The sequence below is a fragment of the Streptomyces rubrogriseus genome (assembly GCF_027947575.1).
Lineage (GTDB): Bacteria > Actinomycetota > Actinomycetes > Streptomycetales > Streptomycetaceae > Streptomyces > Streptomyces rubrogriseus.
On record NZ_CP116256.1, the window covers coordinates 5,234,432 to 5,251,109 of the forward strand.

At 70.3% G+C, this 16,678-nt stretch carries 9 protein-coding genes and 1 pseudogene; 5 read left to right on the plus strand and 5 right to left on the minus strand.

Translation table 11 applies throughout. The annotated features are described in order from the left end of the window. Positions 1–36: 36 nt before the first annotated feature. The 5 genes from Sru02f_RS23995 to Sru02f_RS24015 form a co-directional block, all read right to left on the minus strand. Positions 37–603 carry a GNAT family N-acetyltransferase gene (locus Sru02f_RS23995; RefSeq protein ID WP_109028988.1) on the minus strand — a complete coding sequence of 189 codons (567 nt, stop codon included), beginning with the start codon at positions 601–603 and terminating at the stop codon, positions 37–39. Continuing rightward, positions 600–1,838 carry a hypothetical protein gene (locus Sru02f_RS24000; protein ID WP_244941711.1) on the minus strand — a complete coding sequence of 413 codons (1,239 nt, stop codon included), beginning with the start codon at positions 1,836–1,838 and terminating at the stop codon, positions 600–602. Before Sru02f_RS24000 ends, Sru02f_RS23995 begins: the two co-directional genes overlap by 4 nt. A 121-nt stretch (positions 1,839–1,959) precedes the next feature. Continuing rightward, the gene (locus Sru02f_RS24005) at positions 1,960–2,892 is read right to left on the minus strand and encodes a hypothetical protein (RefSeq protein WP_109028804.1); all 933 of its coding nucleotides are present in this window, start codon (positions 2,890–2,892) and stop codon (positions 1,960–1,962) included. A 4-nt stretch (positions 2,893–2,896) separates the two neighbouring features. Continuing rightward, positions 2,897–4,012 (minus strand): C40 family peptidase, encoded by a 1,116-nt coding sequence (locus Sru02f_RS24010; RefSeq protein ID WP_109028803.1) that lies wholly within the window; start codon positions 4,010–4,012, stop codon positions 2,897–2,899. A gap of 181 nt (positions 4,013–4,193) precedes the next feature. Further along, complete coding sequence (locus Sru02f_RS24015; RefSeq protein ID WP_109028802.1) at positions 4,194–5,909, minus strand: carbohydrate-binding module family 20 domain-containing protein; 1,716 nt, start codon at positions 5,907–5,909, stop codon at positions 4,194–4,196. Between the two features lie 373 nt (positions 5,910–6,282). Here Sru02f_RS24015 and Sru02f_RS24020 point away from each other — a divergent pair. The 5 genes and pseudogenes from Sru02f_RS24020 to Sru02f_RS24040 all read left to right on the plus strand — a co-directional run bounded on the left by Sru02f_RS24020 (position 6,283) and on the right by Sru02f_RS24040 (position 16,566). Beyond that, a pseudogene (locus tag Sru02f_RS24020) lies at positions 6,283–8,842 on the plus strand (carbohydrate binding domain-containing protein). 74 nt (positions 8,843–8,916) lie between these two features. Beyond that, positions 8,917–9,861: an endonuclease/exonuclease/phosphatase family protein gene (locus Sru02f_RS24025; protein WP_244941710.1), complete on the plus strand. Its 945-nt coding sequence runs from the start codon at positions 8,917–8,919 to the stop codon at positions 9,859–9,861. A 38-nt stretch (positions 9,862–9,899) separates the two neighbouring features. Then, a complete protein-coding gene (locus Sru02f_RS24030; protein WP_109028801.1) occupies positions 9,900–10,910 on the plus strand; it encodes a LacI family DNA-binding transcriptional regulator in 1,011 nt (336 codons plus the stop codon). A 259-nt stretch (positions 10,911–11,169) separates the two neighbouring features. Further along, complete coding sequence (locus Sru02f_RS24035) at positions 11,170–15,459, plus strand: discoidin domain-containing protein (RefSeq protein WP_167469220.1); 4,290 nt, start codon at positions 11,170–11,172, stop codon at positions 15,457–15,459. 93 nt (positions 15,460–15,552) lie between these two features. Continuing rightward, complete coding sequence (locus Sru02f_RS24040) at positions 15,553–16,566, plus strand: LacI family DNA-binding transcriptional regulator (RefSeq protein ID WP_109028799.1); 1,014 nt, start codon at positions 15,553–15,555, stop codon at positions 16,564–16,566. Positions 16,567–16,678: the final 112 nt, after the last annotated feature.

Below are 16,678 nucleotides of genomic sequence, written 5' to 3' on the forward strand. Positions count from 1 at the left end.
CCGACCGTTGAGGCCGGGCCGCTCGACGCTCCGGGGTCAGGCGCCGTCGTGGCGCCAGACCATGCTCAGTCCGGCCTCCGCGGCGGTCTGCGGCTCGTCCGCTTCGATGCGCAGCAACCGGTACCCGATCCGGGGCGGTATCGCGGCGCTCCGGGCGTTGGCCCGGTCGCAGTGGATCTCCATGGCCTTGACGCCGGGGAGCCCCAGGCCCTCCTCGGTCAGCGCGGCCGCGGCCCGGGTGGCGAGTCCGCGGCCGGTGGCCGGGGAACAGATCCAGTAGCCGATCTCCAGGACGCCCGCCTCGCCGTTCGGGAACATCGCGCCCCCGCCGAGCACCCGGTCGAGACGGTCCGGCGGGGTCAGCACGTAGACGAAGGACCGCCCGGCGTCCCAGTCCGCGTCCTGCTCGGCACGGAACCTCTCGGTCTCCTCGCGGGTGGGCGGATGCTGGGCCCAGCGAAGCCACTCACCCAGGTGCCCGACATCGGCGGCGACCGCGTCGATGAACGCGTCGTCGGAGACCAGGGAGCGCCGTCGCAGTACTGAGCCGTCCGGCAGTTCGATGTTCTCTCGGGGAAGCCCGGAACGCGATCCTTCTGTCATGCCTGCATCCTGGCCCACCCGGCCGGCCACTTGAAGGGGGCCCCGGTGGAGCCCCGGGACCTGCCGGAAGTCCTCGAGGGCCGCGGTGAACTCCTTGGCGGCCACCAGAAAGGTGGCTCTGCTCGACAGGGCCGTGGCCAGGGCCATGCTCCCGGCTGCGGCGTCCTGTCGGCGCAGGCGCCGGGCCAGGGCCACACCCTCGTCGAACAGTTCGCGCACGCGTGCCGTGTGGCACTCCCAGGAGAGGGCCCAGCGCACGGTGAGCATCCGGTGCAGCCGGATCTGTTCCGCCAAGCGGTCCGGACCGTCCGGGCCGTCCGTCGCGCGGAGCTCGAGCCGGTGCCGACCGGCGGGCGGGGTCGTCCGGCCGCGGGGCGCTCACTGCCGGCGACGGACATGAAGAACAGGACGGCCCAGAACGCCGCCTGGTATCCGCTCCACCTCCTCGCCTCCTCCTCCCCGTGGACGGCCAGTTCCTCGAACAGGGCGAGCGCCTCCTGACGGACCGCCGTCGCCTCGGCGTGCCGGAGCGCGTCGTCGAGCATCTGGGCATACCGGATCAGCAGGTGGAGCCGACAGGCCCGCATCCCGTCCTTCGCGGCCTCCGCCGCCTGCACGGCGAGCAGTTCGGCCATGGCGGTCAGCGCCTCGTCGGACCGGCCCGCGGCGTCGAGGGCGGCGATCCACGCCAAGAAGGTCCAGGCGAGTACGCCTTCCCGCGGACCGTGTGGGCGTCCGCGGGTCACGGACTCCGACAGCACGTCCACGGCCTCCGCGTAACGGCCCTCCTCCAGAAGTCCGGTGGCCCACGGAAACAGGCCCCACACCTCCCCGTCGCCGGACGACTCGGCCCGTGTCCGCCCGACGGAGAGCATCTCGGCCCGCACGGCGAGGCCTTCGTCACGGCGGCCGATGGTGTACAGCGCGAGCTGGCAGCCGTCGAGGGCGTCGTACAGGACGTCGGCGTACTTGGGGTCGGCCGGATCGAGGGCACGGGCGGCGGCCACCGCCTCCTCACGCAGCGCCAGTCGGTCCTCGGGGCGGTCCGAGTACACGCGGTCGCAGCTGAGGTTCTGCAGCGCCCGGGCCAGCCGCGGCAGATACGCCGCGGGGCTGACGCGCGCGAGCACCCGGCAGGCGTCGACCTCCTCGCGTGGCGTGCGACGGCCGGAGGCTAGAAGTATGTTCCGGGCGCGCACGACGGCGTCCTGATCGACCTCTGTGGGCTTGGGCATGACGACGATTGTCGGCCTCGCCCAAGCGGCGGGGAAGGCCGGCGAGCTGTGCCGTCCGTCCTACGGAACGCGCCTCCGAGCTGTCACGATGGACATGGCTTCGCCTCCTGGCGGGCGGCCCTCAGGAGGACTGTCCGGGCGACCGGCCGGCCCGTCGGGTGAAGCGGCGCAGACCGCGCCGGGCGGGCTTGAGGGGCTTGTCCTCGGGCGCGACGGCGGTGGGGGCCGGGCCGCTGCCCGCGGGCAGGGCCGCCGCCGCGGGCCCGGACTGCGGCGGTACGGAACGGCCCCCTTGTGCCAGCCGGGTCCGCACGGCCTGGGCCATGGCGTGGTGGGACGCTTCCTGGAGCAGGCCGGCCTCGGACAGCCGCTCCCACATGTGCAGCAGTTCCTGCCCCCGGGTGGCCACCTGGCTCTCGTCCCAGAGCCGTTGCCATGCCGCGGTGGCCCGGGCCACGTCGGGGGCGGCCCGGTTGAGGTCGGTGCGGCAGCGGATGCGGGCGACGGTCAGCGCGAGGACGGTGGAGAGCATGTGGTCGCCGCGCAGGTAGGCGAGGTAGGCCTCGATCGCCCGTGCTTCCAGGGAGAGTTCGTCCTCGGCGCCGCGGCGCAGGGTCAGGTGTTCCCGCAGTGCGCTGGCGAGGACGAACGCGGCGTGCAACTCCTCGCGCTGCGCGTGCTGGATGATGCGCTCGACGCGGGCGAGCGGGGGGAACGCCTCCTCCTCGGCGGCGGTGCGCTCCCGCCCGGGCGGCAGGTCGTCCTCCTCTGCGATGGTCCGGCTGGAGCCGTCGGGGTGGACCCGCAGGCGCGCCACCTGTTGCACGGTGCGGTCGATGACGGTGGCCGCGACCGGGGCGCCCAGGGTGCGGGCGAACATGGCGACGGCGTCGAGGATCGCCTCGTTGGGCGGTCGCATGCCGCCCATCTCCAGCAGGTGGCCGTTGACCACCGTCGACCCGTCCTCGGCCACGTAGGCGTCGAGGCGGATCAGCGGCGGGGCGGCCAGCGCGGGCAGGTTCCCCTCGTCACGGGGGGTCAGCGAGTGGGTCATCCGGTCAGGCTCCGGGTCGTACGACGCCGAGGACGGGCATGGAGGCGGCCGGCGCGGTGGTGATGTTGCGGCCGGGCCGCGGTGCGTGGACGATCTGTCCGCCTCCGATGTACATGCCCACGTGGGTGGCGTCGTTGTAGTAGATGATCAGGTCTCCGGGACGGGCCGAGGACAGGCTGACGCGGGTCAGGCCGCCCCACTGTGCCTGCGAGGTCCGGGGGATGGGGCGGCCGGCCGCCGCCCAGGCCGCGGAGGTGAGTCCGGAGCAGTCGTACGAGGACGGGCCCACCGCGCCCCACACGTACGGTTTGCCGATCTGCGCCATCGCGAAGCCCACGGCCTTCCCGGCCGCTCCGCTCACCTGCGTCCCGCCGCCCGGAGCGCGCCCCTTGCCCTTGCCCTTGCCGGCCGAGCCGCCGGAGGAGCCATCGGAGGAGCCGCCGGACTCCGTCCACCTGGCCTCGGCCTCCCGGGAGCGCTGCCTCTCCAACGCGGCCAGCCTGCGGGTCTGTTCCTCCTCGAGCCCGGCCTCGATCCGCTCGGCGGAGGCGATCTTCTTCTCGATCTTCTGCTTCGCCGCGGCCTTGTCCGCACGGCTGCTCTTCAGCTCCCGCAGCTCCTTCGAGGCGGCCTCGGTCTGCTCGCTCAGGGCCTCGCGCGCGGTCTTCTGGGTCTCGGAGACGTTGACCAGGCCGCGCATGGCCTGGCGGGCCTGGGACGCCTCGTCGAGGGCCTGTTCCGGGTGGTCCCCGAGCAGCAGCTGGATGCCGGTGGCGGCGAGGTCGCCCCCGCGGTACTGGGTCCGGGCGGCCGCGCCGGCGAGGTCGCGCAGGTCCTTCACCCGCTTCTCGGCGCGGGTGAGGTCCTTGCGGAGGGTCGTCAGCCGCTTCTCCTGCTTGGCCGCCTTCTCGTTCGCGGCGTTGTAGGCCTCGGTGGCCACCTCCGCCTCGCGGTAGAGGCCGTCCAGTTCGTCGCGGATGTCCTCGATCGACTTGTCGGTGTGCGGGTCGGGTTCGCCCGGGGCCGCGTAACCGGGGCCGGGCAACAGGATGATCGCGCAGACGAGGGCTGCGGTGACTCCCCGGCTCCGTATCCGTCTGCCGCCGGTCGACACGTTCATGAACTCCACTCTCAGAGGTCGCGTGCGGGCGGACCGGACGGACGGCTGCCGCCGCGGTCGCCACCGCGGGTCGCGCGGTGGGCCGTTCGGGCCTTGAACACACTACCTTCCCCCGAACGGCCCACCCCGGTCTCCCCACGTGTGTCGGCTTGCTCACACGCGACTGTTCACCGTGCGGTACTCAGTTGCGCCAGGTGTCGTTGAGAGTGGTCTTCGCGGTGTTCACCGTCGCGGTGCGGTTGGCACCGCTCTCCCAGGTCACGTTGCCCGCATCGTCCTTGCGGAGGTACTTGTACTCGAAGGTCGTGCCCTCGGGGAGTTCGACGTCCCGCTTCCACACCGGGTAGGCGGCCGGGTCGAGTTGAAGGGCGCCGCCCGGGTTCCAGTTGCCCAGTTCCGGCCGGTTTCCGGTCACGTAGATGTTCTGGCCCCAGCCGGTGGTAGCGTCGACCGCGAAGGACACGCCGGAGGAGACCGGGTCGGGGTCGCCGCCGCCGTCACAGGTGCGGGCTCCGACGTGCAGGGCCACGGCCGTGTCGGCGCCCAGGGTGGCGGTGAACCGGCCTGCCCCGTCGACCGTGACGCCCTTGCCCGTCTGGACGTCGCAGTAGTCCCCCGCGGGCAGCGACGTCTGGAACGTACGGGTCAGCGAGGTGCCCTCGTGGTTGATGGCGACGTACGCCTTGGAGCCGCGGCCGAAGGCGATCTGGTCACCGCCGTTGTCCCACCAGTCGGTCACCCCCTGGCCGCGTGCGGTGTTGCGGAGGCCGACCATGGAGGAGATCTCGCGCCAGGCGTGCTGGCACTTCCATCCGTCGCTGTAGCAGGCGTTCACCTGACCGCCGTTCGGCGGGCCCGCGTCGTGGTCGGTGAACTCGTAGCCGGAGTGGACGTCGGGGCTTCCGTACGGCCAGGCCAGCATGAAGACGTGTGCCAGGGTGTAGGCGGCGCCGTCCTTGTAGGTGAGGGTCTCGCCGTTGCGCTCGGTGTCGTGGTTGGTGACGAAGACGGCGGCCTTGTCGGAGGGCATATGGCCCCATGCCTCGCCGAAGTTCTTCAGGTACGCGAGGTTCTCGCCGTTGAAGACGCGCTTGAGGTCGCGTGCGTAACGGAACTCCTGCACGTCGCCGCTGCCGACGTACTCGGTCGGGGACACGGCCTCGCCCGCGCCGTAGATCGCCTCGTGCTTCCAGTAGACGTTCGGGTTGCTGAGCCGGGACTTGATGGCGGCCAGGTCGGCGGCGGCCATGTGCTTGGCCGCGTCGATGCGGAAGCCGTCGACGCCGAGGGAGAGCAGGTCGTTGAGGTAGCCGGCGATCTTCCCCCGTACGTAGTCCTCGCCGGTGTCCAGGTCCGCGAGGCCGACCAGTTCGCACTCCTGGACGTTGAAGCGGTCGCCGTAGTTGTTGATCTGCGAGGTGCAGTTGTCGAGATCGTTGGACGAGTAGAGGCCGGGATAGTCGTACTTGGTGTACGAGGAGCCGCCGGTTCCCGTGCCGTTGCCGGCCGACATGTGGTTGACGACCGCGTCGGCGACGACCTTCACCCCGGCGGCGTGGCAGGTGTCGACCATGCTCTTGAACTGGGCGCGGTCACCGAGGCGGCCCGCGATCCGGTAGCTCACCGGCTGGTACGAGGTCCACCACTGTCCGCCCTGGATGTGCTCCTGGGGCGGTGAGACCTGGACGTAGCCGTAGCCGGCCGGGCCGAGGGTGTCGGTGCAGGCCTGGGCGACGGAGGTGAACTTCCACTCGAACATCACCGCGGTGACGTCCTTGTCTCCGGGTGGGGACGCCTGGGCCGGTGCCATGGTGGCGAGGAGGCTGCCGGCCACGCCGGCGGTGAGGGCGAGCGCGGTGGCGGTGATTCTTCGCGCTGGGCTGGTCTTCCCGTGCATGGAGTCTCCCGTGTGAGGGTGCGGGTGTCCCGGTGCGGTGCCGACGAGTTCTGGGGAGCCGGCAGGCACTTGCAGTGTGTTGCAGCAAGAATTCTGCAAGCGATTGCGGTCGTGACCGTAAGGGCGGCCTCCAACCACGGTCAACCCCTCCCGCACACCGGAAAGTTGAAGCGCGACCTCTTTACGGCCCTGCCGCGTACGGGTACCTTCCGGCTGCCGTAAGAGATTTCTGCAACTTTCCGTTCACCCTTTCAAGCCCCTCGCGTTCGATCGCCCGCCCGCTGCTTCGCCCGCCCTCCGGAGACAACGCATGAGACGCACCAGACACATAGGACGTACGAGACACACAAGACGCACAAGACGCACGAAGCACATCAAGCGCATCCGTATGCGGTGGCTCGGGCGGCCGTTGGCCGCGGCCGTCGCCGTCGGCGCCGTGCTGTCAGCGGTGCCCGCCCCACCTGCCGCCTCCCCCGCCACGGACCACGCCGCGGCAACGGCCGAGGCCGGGAACACGGCGACCGTCTTCTACTACACGAAGACGAAGAACTGGGACCGGTACAACCTGCACTACGCACCCGACGGCGGCTCCTGGACCGAGGTCCCCGGCGTGGCGATGGAGGCCGCGTGCACGGACTGGGTGAAGAGGACGGTCCCCCTGGGCAGCGCCGAGGGGCTGCGGGCCACCTTCAACAACGGCTCGGGCACCTGGGACAACAACGGGGGTGAGAACTACGCCCTCGGCACCGGAGCCATCACGGTCAAGGACGGCGTGGTCGCGCACTCCGACCCCTGCGCCGGGGGGCAGGATCCGGACCCGACGCCGGGGGACGGCAACCGGGCCACCGTCTACTACTCCACCCGCACCCTCGGCTGGACCACCGCCAACATCCACTACCGGCCCGCGGGCGGCTCCTGGACCGCCGTCCCCGGCGTCGGCATGCGGGCCGCCTGCGCGGGCTGGTGGAAGATGGACGTCGACCTGGGCACGGCCACCTCGTTGACGGCCGCCTTCAACAACGGCAACGGAGTGTGGGACAACAACAAGGGCGCCGACTACACACTGCCGGCCGGCGTCACGACCGTCGCCGACAACGCGGTCACCGCCGACGCCGACGACCCGTGCGCCGAGGAGGTGCCCGACACGGCGGCGCCGACCGTCCCCGCCGGGGTGACCGCCCGGGCCGACGGCGTGTCCGTCGTGCTGACCTGGGAGCCGTCCACCGACGACACGGGAGTCGCCAAGTACCAGGTGACCCGCAGCGGCGGCACGGCCGGGGAAGTCGTGAGCGACGTCGGCTCCACCGTCTTCTCCGACACCGGCCTGGAGGAGAGGACCACCTACACCTACACGGTCAGGGCGACCGACGCCGCGGGCAACGTCTCCGCGGCCTCGGCCGCCGCGATCGCCACCACCGGCACGAAACCGCCGACGCCCGCGGCGGGCAGGCCCCTGGCCACCGATCCCCGCAAGGACCCGATCTACTTCGTCCTCACCGCCCGATTCAACGACGGCGACGCCACCAACAACCGCGGCGGCAGCCAGCACGAGAGGTCCGGCAACGCCGCGAACGACGACCCCATGTTCCGGGGCGACTTCAAGGGCCTGGTCGACAAGCTCGACTACATCAAGGGCCTCGGCTTCTCCGCCGTGTGGATCACCCCCGTGGTCCTCAACCGCTCGGACTACGACTACCACGGCTACCACGGCTACGACTTCTACCGGGTCGACCCGCGCCTGGAATCCTCCGGAGCCTCCTACCAGGACCTCATCGACGCCGCCCACGCCAAGGGCATGAAGATCTACCAGGACGTCGTCTACAACCACTCCTCCCGCTGGGGCGCCAAAGGCCTGTTCACCCCGACCGTCTACGGGGTGCGCGACTCCCAGTGGAGCTGGTACTACGACGAGCAGCAGCCCGGCTTCGAGTACGACGGCCTGACCGTCGAACCCAAGAGCGGCAAGTCGTACTACCTTCGTCAACGACAAGTGGAACCGCGGCTCGGTCAACCACTCGGCGCAGTTCTACACGTGGAAGGAGCGCAAGGAGTACAACGCCGACGACGCGAAGGCGGCCCTGGAGATGTACGAGTACGAGCAGCAGCAGGGCACGGGCAACCAGCCCACGTCGGCCAACGCCTTCCTGGAGGGCAACAGCTACCACGCCCCGGACCACAGCCGCTTCTCCGGCATGAACGTCATCGACATGCGCATGCACATGAACTTCGGTGACGCGAGCAACGCCTTCCACAACGGCAAGGACTCCGACGACAGCTACAACGACGCCACGTACAACGTCGTCTACGTCGACAGCCACGACTACGGCCCGAACAAGAGCAGCGAGCGCTATTCCGGCGGCACCGACGCCTGGGCCGACAACATGTCGCTGATGTGGACCTTCCGCGGCATCCCCACCCTCTACTACGGCTCGGAGATCGAGTTCCAGAAGGGCAGGAAGATCGACTGCGGCCCCACCTGCCCCCTCGCCACGACCGGCCGCGCCTACTACGGCGACCACCTCGCCGGTGACGTGACGGCCTCCGACTTCTCCCGGGTCGACTCGGCCACCGGCACCGTCGCCACGACACTGGCACAGCCCCTGGTCAAGCACGTACAGCGGCTCAACCAGATCCGCCGGGCCGTCCCCGCCCTCCAGACGGGCCAGTACTCCACGGACGGCATCACCGGGGACATGGCCTTCAAACGGCGCTACACCGACGGCGGCACGGACAGCTTCGCCCTCGTCACCGTCTCGGGCGGCGCCACCTACGCCGGCATCCCCAACGGCACCTACCGGGACGCGGTCACCGGCGACACCCGCACCGTCACCGACGGCCGCCTCACCGTCGCCGCCCCCGGCAAGGGCAACCTGCGGGCGTACGTCCTGAACGGTCCCGGCAAGATCGGAGCGGACGGTCCGTACCTGAAGTAGACCGCCGGAACTCATACCGCCCTTCCCTCGTCCTGACTGGTGGACCTGCCGGTGAGGACGAGGGAACGGGTGCGATGACGGACTGGGCGGCCTGGACGCGCGGGCGTGGACGGGTGCTCGCCGGGGTGGCGGTGTGCACCGCTCTCCTGCTCTCGTTCCACCGTTCGGTGCCCAACCGTGTGGGCGGCCTGGGCAGTCTGCTGGAGTCCTTTCTGCCGTGGCTCGGTGTGGTCGTCGTGGTGCTGCTCGTGCTGGCGCTGGTGCGCCGCTCGGCGCTCGCGCTGGTGGCGGTGCTGCTGCCGGTGGCCGCCTGGACGTACCTGTTCGGCGGGCTGCTCCTGCCCGCGCCGGAGCCCGGCGCCGACGACCTGGTGGTGGTGCAGCACAACGTCAGCGACGAGAACACCGACCCGGAGGGCACGGCGCGTGCCCTGGTCCGTGCCGGGCCGGACCTCGTCGCGCTGGAGGAGCTGGTGCCGCCGGCGCTGGAGGTCTACGCGAAGACCCTCGCCCCCGACTATCCGTACCGCACGGTCCGGGGCACCGTCGGGCTCTGGTCGAAGTACCCGCTCTCCGGTTCACGTCCCCTGGACATCAAGCCGCGGGGCATCGAGGAGGTGTGGGAGCGCGGGCTGCGGACCGTGGCGCACACGCCGCGGGGCGAAGTCGCCGTCTACGTCGCGCACCTGCCGTCGGTCCGGGTGGGGGCGGGCGGTCTCGCGTCGTCCCGGCGGGACGAGAGCGCCGGTCTGCTGGGCGACGCCCTCGACGCGGAGGGGCTGCGGCGGGTGGTCCTGCTGGGCGATCTCAACGGCACGGTCGACGACCGGGCGCTGCGTCCCCTGACCGACTCGCTGAACGTGGCCGGGCGGGGCCTCGCCTTCAGCTTTCCCGCCGGTCTGCCGCTGGCCCGGATCGACCAGGTGATGGCCCGCGCCGGGACCGTCGGCGCCCTGCGCACCCTGCCCGCCACCGGCAGCGATCACCTTCCCGTCGTCGCCCGGGTCTCCTGGCACTGAAGCAAGCCGCTTGCGGTGTTTGCGTTAGCCTTTCGTTTGTGACGCGACGACTTGCTCAGGTGGCGAAGAAGGTTGGGGTCAGCGAGGCCACGGTCAGCCGGGTGCTCAACGGCAAACCGGGGGTCTCCGAGACGACCCGGCAGTCCGTACTGAGCGCGCTGGACGTCCTGGGCTACGAGCGGCCCACCCAGCTGCGCGGCGAGCGCGCCCGTCTGGTCGGCCTGGTCCTGCCCGAGCTGCAGAACCCGATCTTCCCCGCGTTCGCCGAGGTCATCGGCGGCGCACTCGCCCAGCAGGGCCTGACACCGGTGCTGTGCACCCAGACCAAGGGCGGCGTCTCCGAGGCCGACTACGTCGAGCTGCTGCTCCAACAACAGGTCTCCGGAGTGGTGTTCGCGGGCGGTCTGTTCGCGCAGGCGGACGCCCCGCACGACCACTACCGGCTGCTCGCCGAGCGCAACATCCCCGTGGTGCTCATCAACGCGTCGATCGAGAACCTCGACTTCCCGTGCATCGCCTGCGACGACGCCGTCGCCGTCGAGCAGTCCTGGCGGCACCTGGCGTCGCTGGGTCACCAGCGCATCGGCCTGGTGCTGGGCCCGTCCGACCACATCCCCTCGCGCCGGAAGCTGGCCGCCGCCCGCGAGGCGGCCCGGGCCGCCGGTACGGAACTGCCCGAGGAGTTCGTCGAGCGGGCCATGTTCTCCCTGGAGGGCGGCCAGGCCGCCGCCACCCGCCTCCTGGACCGCGGCGTCACCGGCATCATCTGCGCCAGCGACCCCCTCGCCCTCGGCGCCGTCCGCGCCGCCCGCCGCCGCGGACACCACGTACCCCACGACGTCTCCGTCGTCGGCTACGACGACAGCGCCTTCATGACCTGCACCGAACCGCCCCTCACCACCGTCCGCCAACCCATCGAAGCCATGGGACGCGCCGCCGTCGACCTCCTCTGCGCACAGATCCAGGGCACCGAAGTCCCGCACGGTGAGCTGCTCTTCGAACCGGAACTCGTGGTCCGGGGCTCCACGGCCCAGCCGGCCGCCCGCTGACGGCTCCCCGTTCCGCTTCTTGACCGTAAGTTCCTTGCGGGAAATGGCAGTGGCTTGCGGCTACCCGACGTAGCTCGTGAAAGCCGCTGATCCTAGGCATGCCCGGACGCGTCCCCAGCCCTCATCGACACCACCGGGCCCCGCCGCACGGCCACTTCACGCTGTCCATCCTGTAGACGACTCAACATTTCTCTGCAACTCTGCGAGCGCTCAGCGTAAATGTCAGAGAACATCGAGTGTCTACCTGATGTGGGGACAGATGAGAAACCGGAACTGGAGATCGCGGGTCCTGTGCACCGTGGTCGCGACCAGTCTTCTGGCGTTGGGAGGACCGCTGCTGTCGGCCACGGCAGCCGGTGGCCCCAACATCGCCGTGGGAGACGCCACCGCGGCGAGCAGCTCGCACGGTGAGTACGGCGCCGCCAACATCACCGACGGCAACCAGGGCACGTACTGGCAGAGCGGCGGCGGCAGCCTGCCCCAGTGGGTCCAGACCGACCTCGGTGCCACCGAGCGGATCGACGAGGTCGTCCTGAGACTGCCCGCCGGCTGGGAGAGCCGCGATCAGACGCTCTCCGTCCAGGGCAGCGCCGACGGCACGGGCTTCAGCACGCTCAAGACGTCCGCCACCTACGCCTTCGACCCGGGGTCGGGCAACACGGTCACCATCGCCTTCCCCGCCACGCAGACACGGTTCGTACGGGTGAACATCACGGCGAACACCGGGTGGCAGGCGGCCCAGCTCTCCGAGCTGGAGGTGCACGCGGCCGGGGAGTCCTCCGTGAACCTCGCCGCCGGCCGGCGGCTGACGGCGAGCAGTTCCACGGGCGCGTACACCCCCGGCAACGGCAACGACGGCAACCGGGCCAGCTACTGGGAGAGCGCCAACAACGCCCTGCCGCAGTGGCTCCAGGCCGACCTCGGCTCGGCGCGCCGGGTGAACCGCGTCGTACTGCGGCTGCCGGACGGCTGGCCGACCCGCAGCCAGACGCTGAAGATCCAGGCCAGTGACAACGGCTCCGACTTCACCGACCTGACCGCCGCGAAGGCGTACACGTTCGACGCGGCGGGCGGCCAGTCGGCCGCGGTCACCTTCGACGCGGCCACCGCGCGCTACGTCCGGGTCCTGGTCACGGCCAACTCCGGCCAGCCCGCCGCCCAGGTCTCCGAGCTGGAGGTCTACGGCCCGGAGACGGGTGACACACAGGCGCCCACGACCCCGGCGAACCTCGCGTTCACCGAGCCCGCCACCGGGCAGATCAGGCTGACCTGGAACGAGTCCTCGGACGACACCGCCGTCACGGGGTACGACGTCTACGCCAACGGCGATCTGCTGACCTCGGTCGCGGGTGACGTCACCACGTACACGGACACCAGGCCGGCCGGCACGACGGTCACCTACTACGTGCGTGCCAAGGACGCGGCCGGCAACCAGTCGGGCAACAGCAACTCGGTCACCCGCCGCGCCGACACCGGCGACACGCAGGCACCCACCGCGCCCTCGAACCTCGCCCTCACCGAACCGGCCGCCGGGCAGGTCAGACTGACCTGGACCGCCTCGACCGACGACAGGGGCGTCACCGGGTACGACGTCTACGCCGACAACAAGCTCCGCAAGAGCGTCGCCGGTGACGTCACCACCTACACCGACACCCAGCCGGCGTCGGCGAACGTGACCTACTTCGTGCGGGCGAGGGACGCGGCGGGCAACGAGTCGGGCGACAGCAACTCCGTGATCCGCAACGGCACCAAGGACGGCTCGAACCTGGCCGTCGGCAAGCCGATCACCGCCTCGTCCCACATCCACACCTACGTCGCCGAGAACGCCAACGACAACAGCACCTCGACCTACTGGGAGGGGGCGGCGGGCGGCTACCCGAACACGCTGACCCTGAAGCTGGGCGCGAACGCGGACGTCGACAGCGTCGTCCTCAAGCTCAACCCCGACGCCGGCTGGTCCAGGCGCACCCAGAACATCGAGGTGCTCGGCCGTGCCCAGGACGCGTCCGGCCTCACCTCCCTGGTGGCCGCCAAGGACTACGTCTTCGACCCCGCGAGCGGCGGCAACAGCGTGACGGTACCCGTCGGCGCACGGGCCGCGGACGTCCAGCTGAAGTTCACCTCCAACACCGGGGCGACGGCCGGGCAGGTCGCCGAGTTCCAGGTCATCGGCACCCCGGCGCCCAACCCCGACCTCGAGGTGACCGGGCTGACCACGTCGCCCGGCTCCCCCGTCGAGTCGGACGAGATCACGGTGTCCGCCACCGTGCGCAACAGCGGTGCCGCGGGCGCTCCGGCCGGCAAGGTCGCCGTCCGGCTGGGTGACACCAAGGTCGCCACCGCCGACGTCCCCGCCCTGGAGGCGGGTGCGCAGCGCACGGTCAGCGCGTCGCTCGGGGCCCGCGAGGCGGGTTCGTACGAACTGAGCGCGGTCGCCGACGAGGCGAACGAGATCATCGAGCAGAACGAGACCAACAACACCTACACCCGGCCCGATCCGCTGGTCGTCAAGCCGGTGCAGAGCTCCGACCTGGTCGCCGCCACCGTCACCACCTCGCCGTCCAGTCCGGCGGCCGGTGACGACGTGACGTTCAGGGTCGCGCTGAAGAACCAGGGCACCCAGGACTCGGCGGGCGGCGGCCACGCGGTGACGCTCGCTCTTGTCGACTCCAGGGGCAGCACGGTCAAGACCCTCACCGGCACGCACTCCGGTGTCATCGCCGCCGGCTCGACGGCCCCGGCCGTGAGCCTCGGCACCTGGAAGGCGGCCAACGGCTCCTACTCCCTGAAGGTGACGGTCGCCGACGACGCGAACGAACTGCCGGTCAAGCGGGAGAACAACACCTCCACGCAGCCGCTGTTCGTCGGGCGGGGCGCGAACATGCCGTACGACATGTACGAGGCGGAGGACGGCACGGTCGGCGGCGGTGCCACGGTGGTCGGGCCCAACCGGACCATCGGCGACATCGCGGGCGAGGCGTCCGGGCGCAAGGCCGTCCACCTCGACAGGACCGGCGAGTACGTCGAGTTCACCACCAAGGCGGACACCAACACCCTGGTGACCCGCTTCTCCATCCCGGACGCGCCGGGCGGCGGCGGCATCGACGCCACGCTCGACGTGTACGTCGACGGCGTCATGAAGAAGGCGCTGCCGCTGACGTCGAAGTACGCCTGGCTGTACGGCGCCGAGGCGTCACCGGGCAACTCCCCCGGTGCGGGCGCCCCGCGGCACATCTACGACGAGGCGCACATCATGCTGGGCGAGACCGTCCCGGCGGGCAGCACGATCCGGCTGCAGAAGGACGCGGCGAACACCTCCGACTACGCGATCGACTTCGTCAACCTGGAGCAGGTCTCGGCGGTGCCGAACCCCGACCCGGCGGCGTACGCCGTACCGGCCGGGTTCACCCACCAGGACGTGCAGAACGCGCTCGACAGGGTCCGCATGGACACCTCCGGCAAGCTGGTCGGCGTGTACCTGCCGCCCGGCGACTACCAGACGTCGAGCAAGTTCCAGGTGTACGGCAAGGCGGTGCAGGTGGTCGGCGCCGGACCCTGGTTCACGAAGTTCCACGCGCCCACGACGCAGGACAACACCGACATCGGGTTCCGGGCCGAGGCGAGCGCGAAGGGTTCGACGTTCGCGAACTTCGCCTACTTCGGCAACTACACGAGTCGCATCGACGGGCCGGGCAAGGTGTTCGACTTCTCCAACACCTCGGACATCGTGATCGACAACATCTGGAACGAGCACATGGTGTGCCTGTACTGGGGAGCCAACACCGACCGGATGACGATCAGGAACTCCCGGATCCGCAACATGTTCGCCGACGGCATCAACATGACCAACGGCTCGACCGACAACCTGGTGTCCAACAACGACGCCCGGGCGACCGGTGACGACAGCTTCGCGCTCTTCTCGGCGATCGACGCGGGCGGCGCGGACATGAAGAACAACCTGTACGAGAACCTCACGACGACGCTGACCTGGCGTGCGGCGGGTCTGGCCGTCTACGGCGGCTACAACAACACCTTCCGCAACATCCACATCGCGGACACGCTGGTCTACTCGGGCATCACCATCAGCTCACTGGACTTCGGCTACCCGATGAACGGGTTCGGCACCGATCCGACGACCTTCGAGAACGTGTCGATCGTCCGGGCCGGCGGGCACTTCTGGAACGGGCAGACCTTCCCCGGCATCTGGGTGTTCTCGGCGTCCAAGGTGTTCCAGGGGATCAGGGTCAACAACGTCGACATCGTCGATCCGACCTACAGCGGCATCATGTTCCAGACGAACTACGTGGGAGGACAGCCGCAGTTCCCGATCAAGGACACGGTCTTCACCGACGTCTCCGTCACGGGAGCGCACAAGAGCGGTGACGAGTTCGACGCCAAGTCCGGCTTCGGCCTGTGGGCCAACGAGATGCCCGAGGCGGGGCAGGGGCCGGCGGTCGGTGAGGTCACCTTCAACGGGCTGAAGCTCGGCGACAACGCCGTGGACATCCGCAACACCACGTCCACGTTCAAGATCATCCGCAATCCGTAGGACCGGCCCGCAACGGGGATCGGCAACGATTGTTGTCGGACAGGCCACTGACTGGCGCAAGTCTCTTGCGAGACTTGCGCTAGTCTTGCGTTTGTGACGCGACGACTTGCTCAGGTGGCGAAGAAGGTTGGGGTCAGCGAGGCCACGGTCAGCCGGGTGCTCAACGGCAAACCGGGGGTCTCCGAGACGACCCGGCAGTCCGTACTGAGCGCGCTGGACGTCCTGGGCTACGAGCGGCCCACCCAGCTGCGCGGCGAGCGCGCCCGTCTGGTCGGCCTGGTCCTGCCCGAGCTGCAGAACCCGATCTTCCCCGCGTTCGCCGAGGTCATCGGCGGCGCACTCGCCCAGCAGGGCCTGACACCGGTGCTGTGCACCCAGACCAAGGGCGGCGTCTCCGAGGCCGACTACGTCGAGCTGCTGCTCCAACAACAGGTCTCCGGGGTCGTCTTCGCCGGCGGCGGTCTGTTCGCGCAGGCGGACGCCCCGCACGACCACTACCGGCTGCTCGCCGAGCGCAACATCCCCGTAGTGCTCGTCAACGCCTCCATCCCCGACCTCGGCTTTCCCTGCATCGCCTGCGACGACGCCGTCGCCGTAGGACAGTCCTGGCGGCACCTGACGTCACTCGGGCACGAGCGGATCGGTCTCGTCCTCGGCCCCTCCGACCACATCCCGTCCCGGCGTAAGCTGACGGCCGCCCGCGAGGCCGCTCAGGCCTCCGACGGCACCCTGCCCGACGCCCACGTGGAGCGGGCCATGTTCTCCCTGGAGGGCGGCCAGGCCGCCGCCACCCGCCTCCTGGACCGCGGCGTCACCGGCATCATCTGCGCCAGCGACCCCCTCGCCCTCGGCGCCGTCCGCGCCGCCCGCCGCCGCGGACACCACGTACCCCACGACGTTTCCGTCGTCGGCTACGACGACAGCGCCTTCATGACCTGCACCGAACCACCCCTCACCACCGTCCGCCAACCCATCGAAGCCATGGGACGCGCCGCCGTCGACCTCCTCTGCGCACAGATCCAGGGCACCGAAGTCCCGCACAGGGAACTGCTCTTCGAACCGGAACTGGTCGTCCGCGGCTCCACCGCCCAGGTTTCCACCCGGTAGCGGGCACCCGGCATCTTCAACGCCCTGTCAAACATTTACGAAATCAGCGCGAGATATTGCGTCCACTTGTTCACGGTGGTTGAGTGAGCGGCGCCCCACAACGCATCGGCGG

What these genes read in the sequence shown, in the direction of transcription:
- Sru02f_RS23995 (WP_109028988.1), bottom strand. Translation starts at nt 603, where the DNA reads ATGACAGAAGGATCGCGTTCCGGGCTTCCCCGAGAGAACATCGAACTG.
- Sru02f_RS24000 (WP_244941711.1), bottom strand. Translation starts at nt 1,838, where the DNA reads ATGCCCAAGCCCACAGAGGTCGATCAGGACGCCGTCGTGCGCGCCCGG.
- Sru02f_RS24005 (WP_109028804.1), bottom strand. Translation starts at nt 2,892, where the DNA reads ATGACCCACTCGCTGACCCCCCGTGACGAGGGGAACCTGCCCGCGCTG.
- Sru02f_RS24010 (WP_109028803.1), bottom strand. Translation starts at nt 4,012, where the DNA reads ATGAACGTGTCGACCGGCGGCAGACGGATACGGAGCCGGGGAGTCACC.
- Sru02f_RS24015 (WP_109028802.1), bottom strand. Translation starts at nt 5,909, where the DNA reads ATGCACGGGAAGACCAGCCCAGCGCGAAGAATCACCGCCACCGCGCTC.
- Sru02f_RS24025 (WP_244941710.1), top strand. Translation starts at nt 8,917, where the DNA reads ATGACGGACTGGGCGGCCTGGACGCGCGGGCGTGGACGGGTGCTCGCC.
- Sru02f_RS24035 (WP_167469220.1), top strand. Translation starts at nt 11,170, where the DNA reads ATGAGAAACCGGAACTGGAGATCGCGGGTCCTGTGCACCGTGGTCGCG.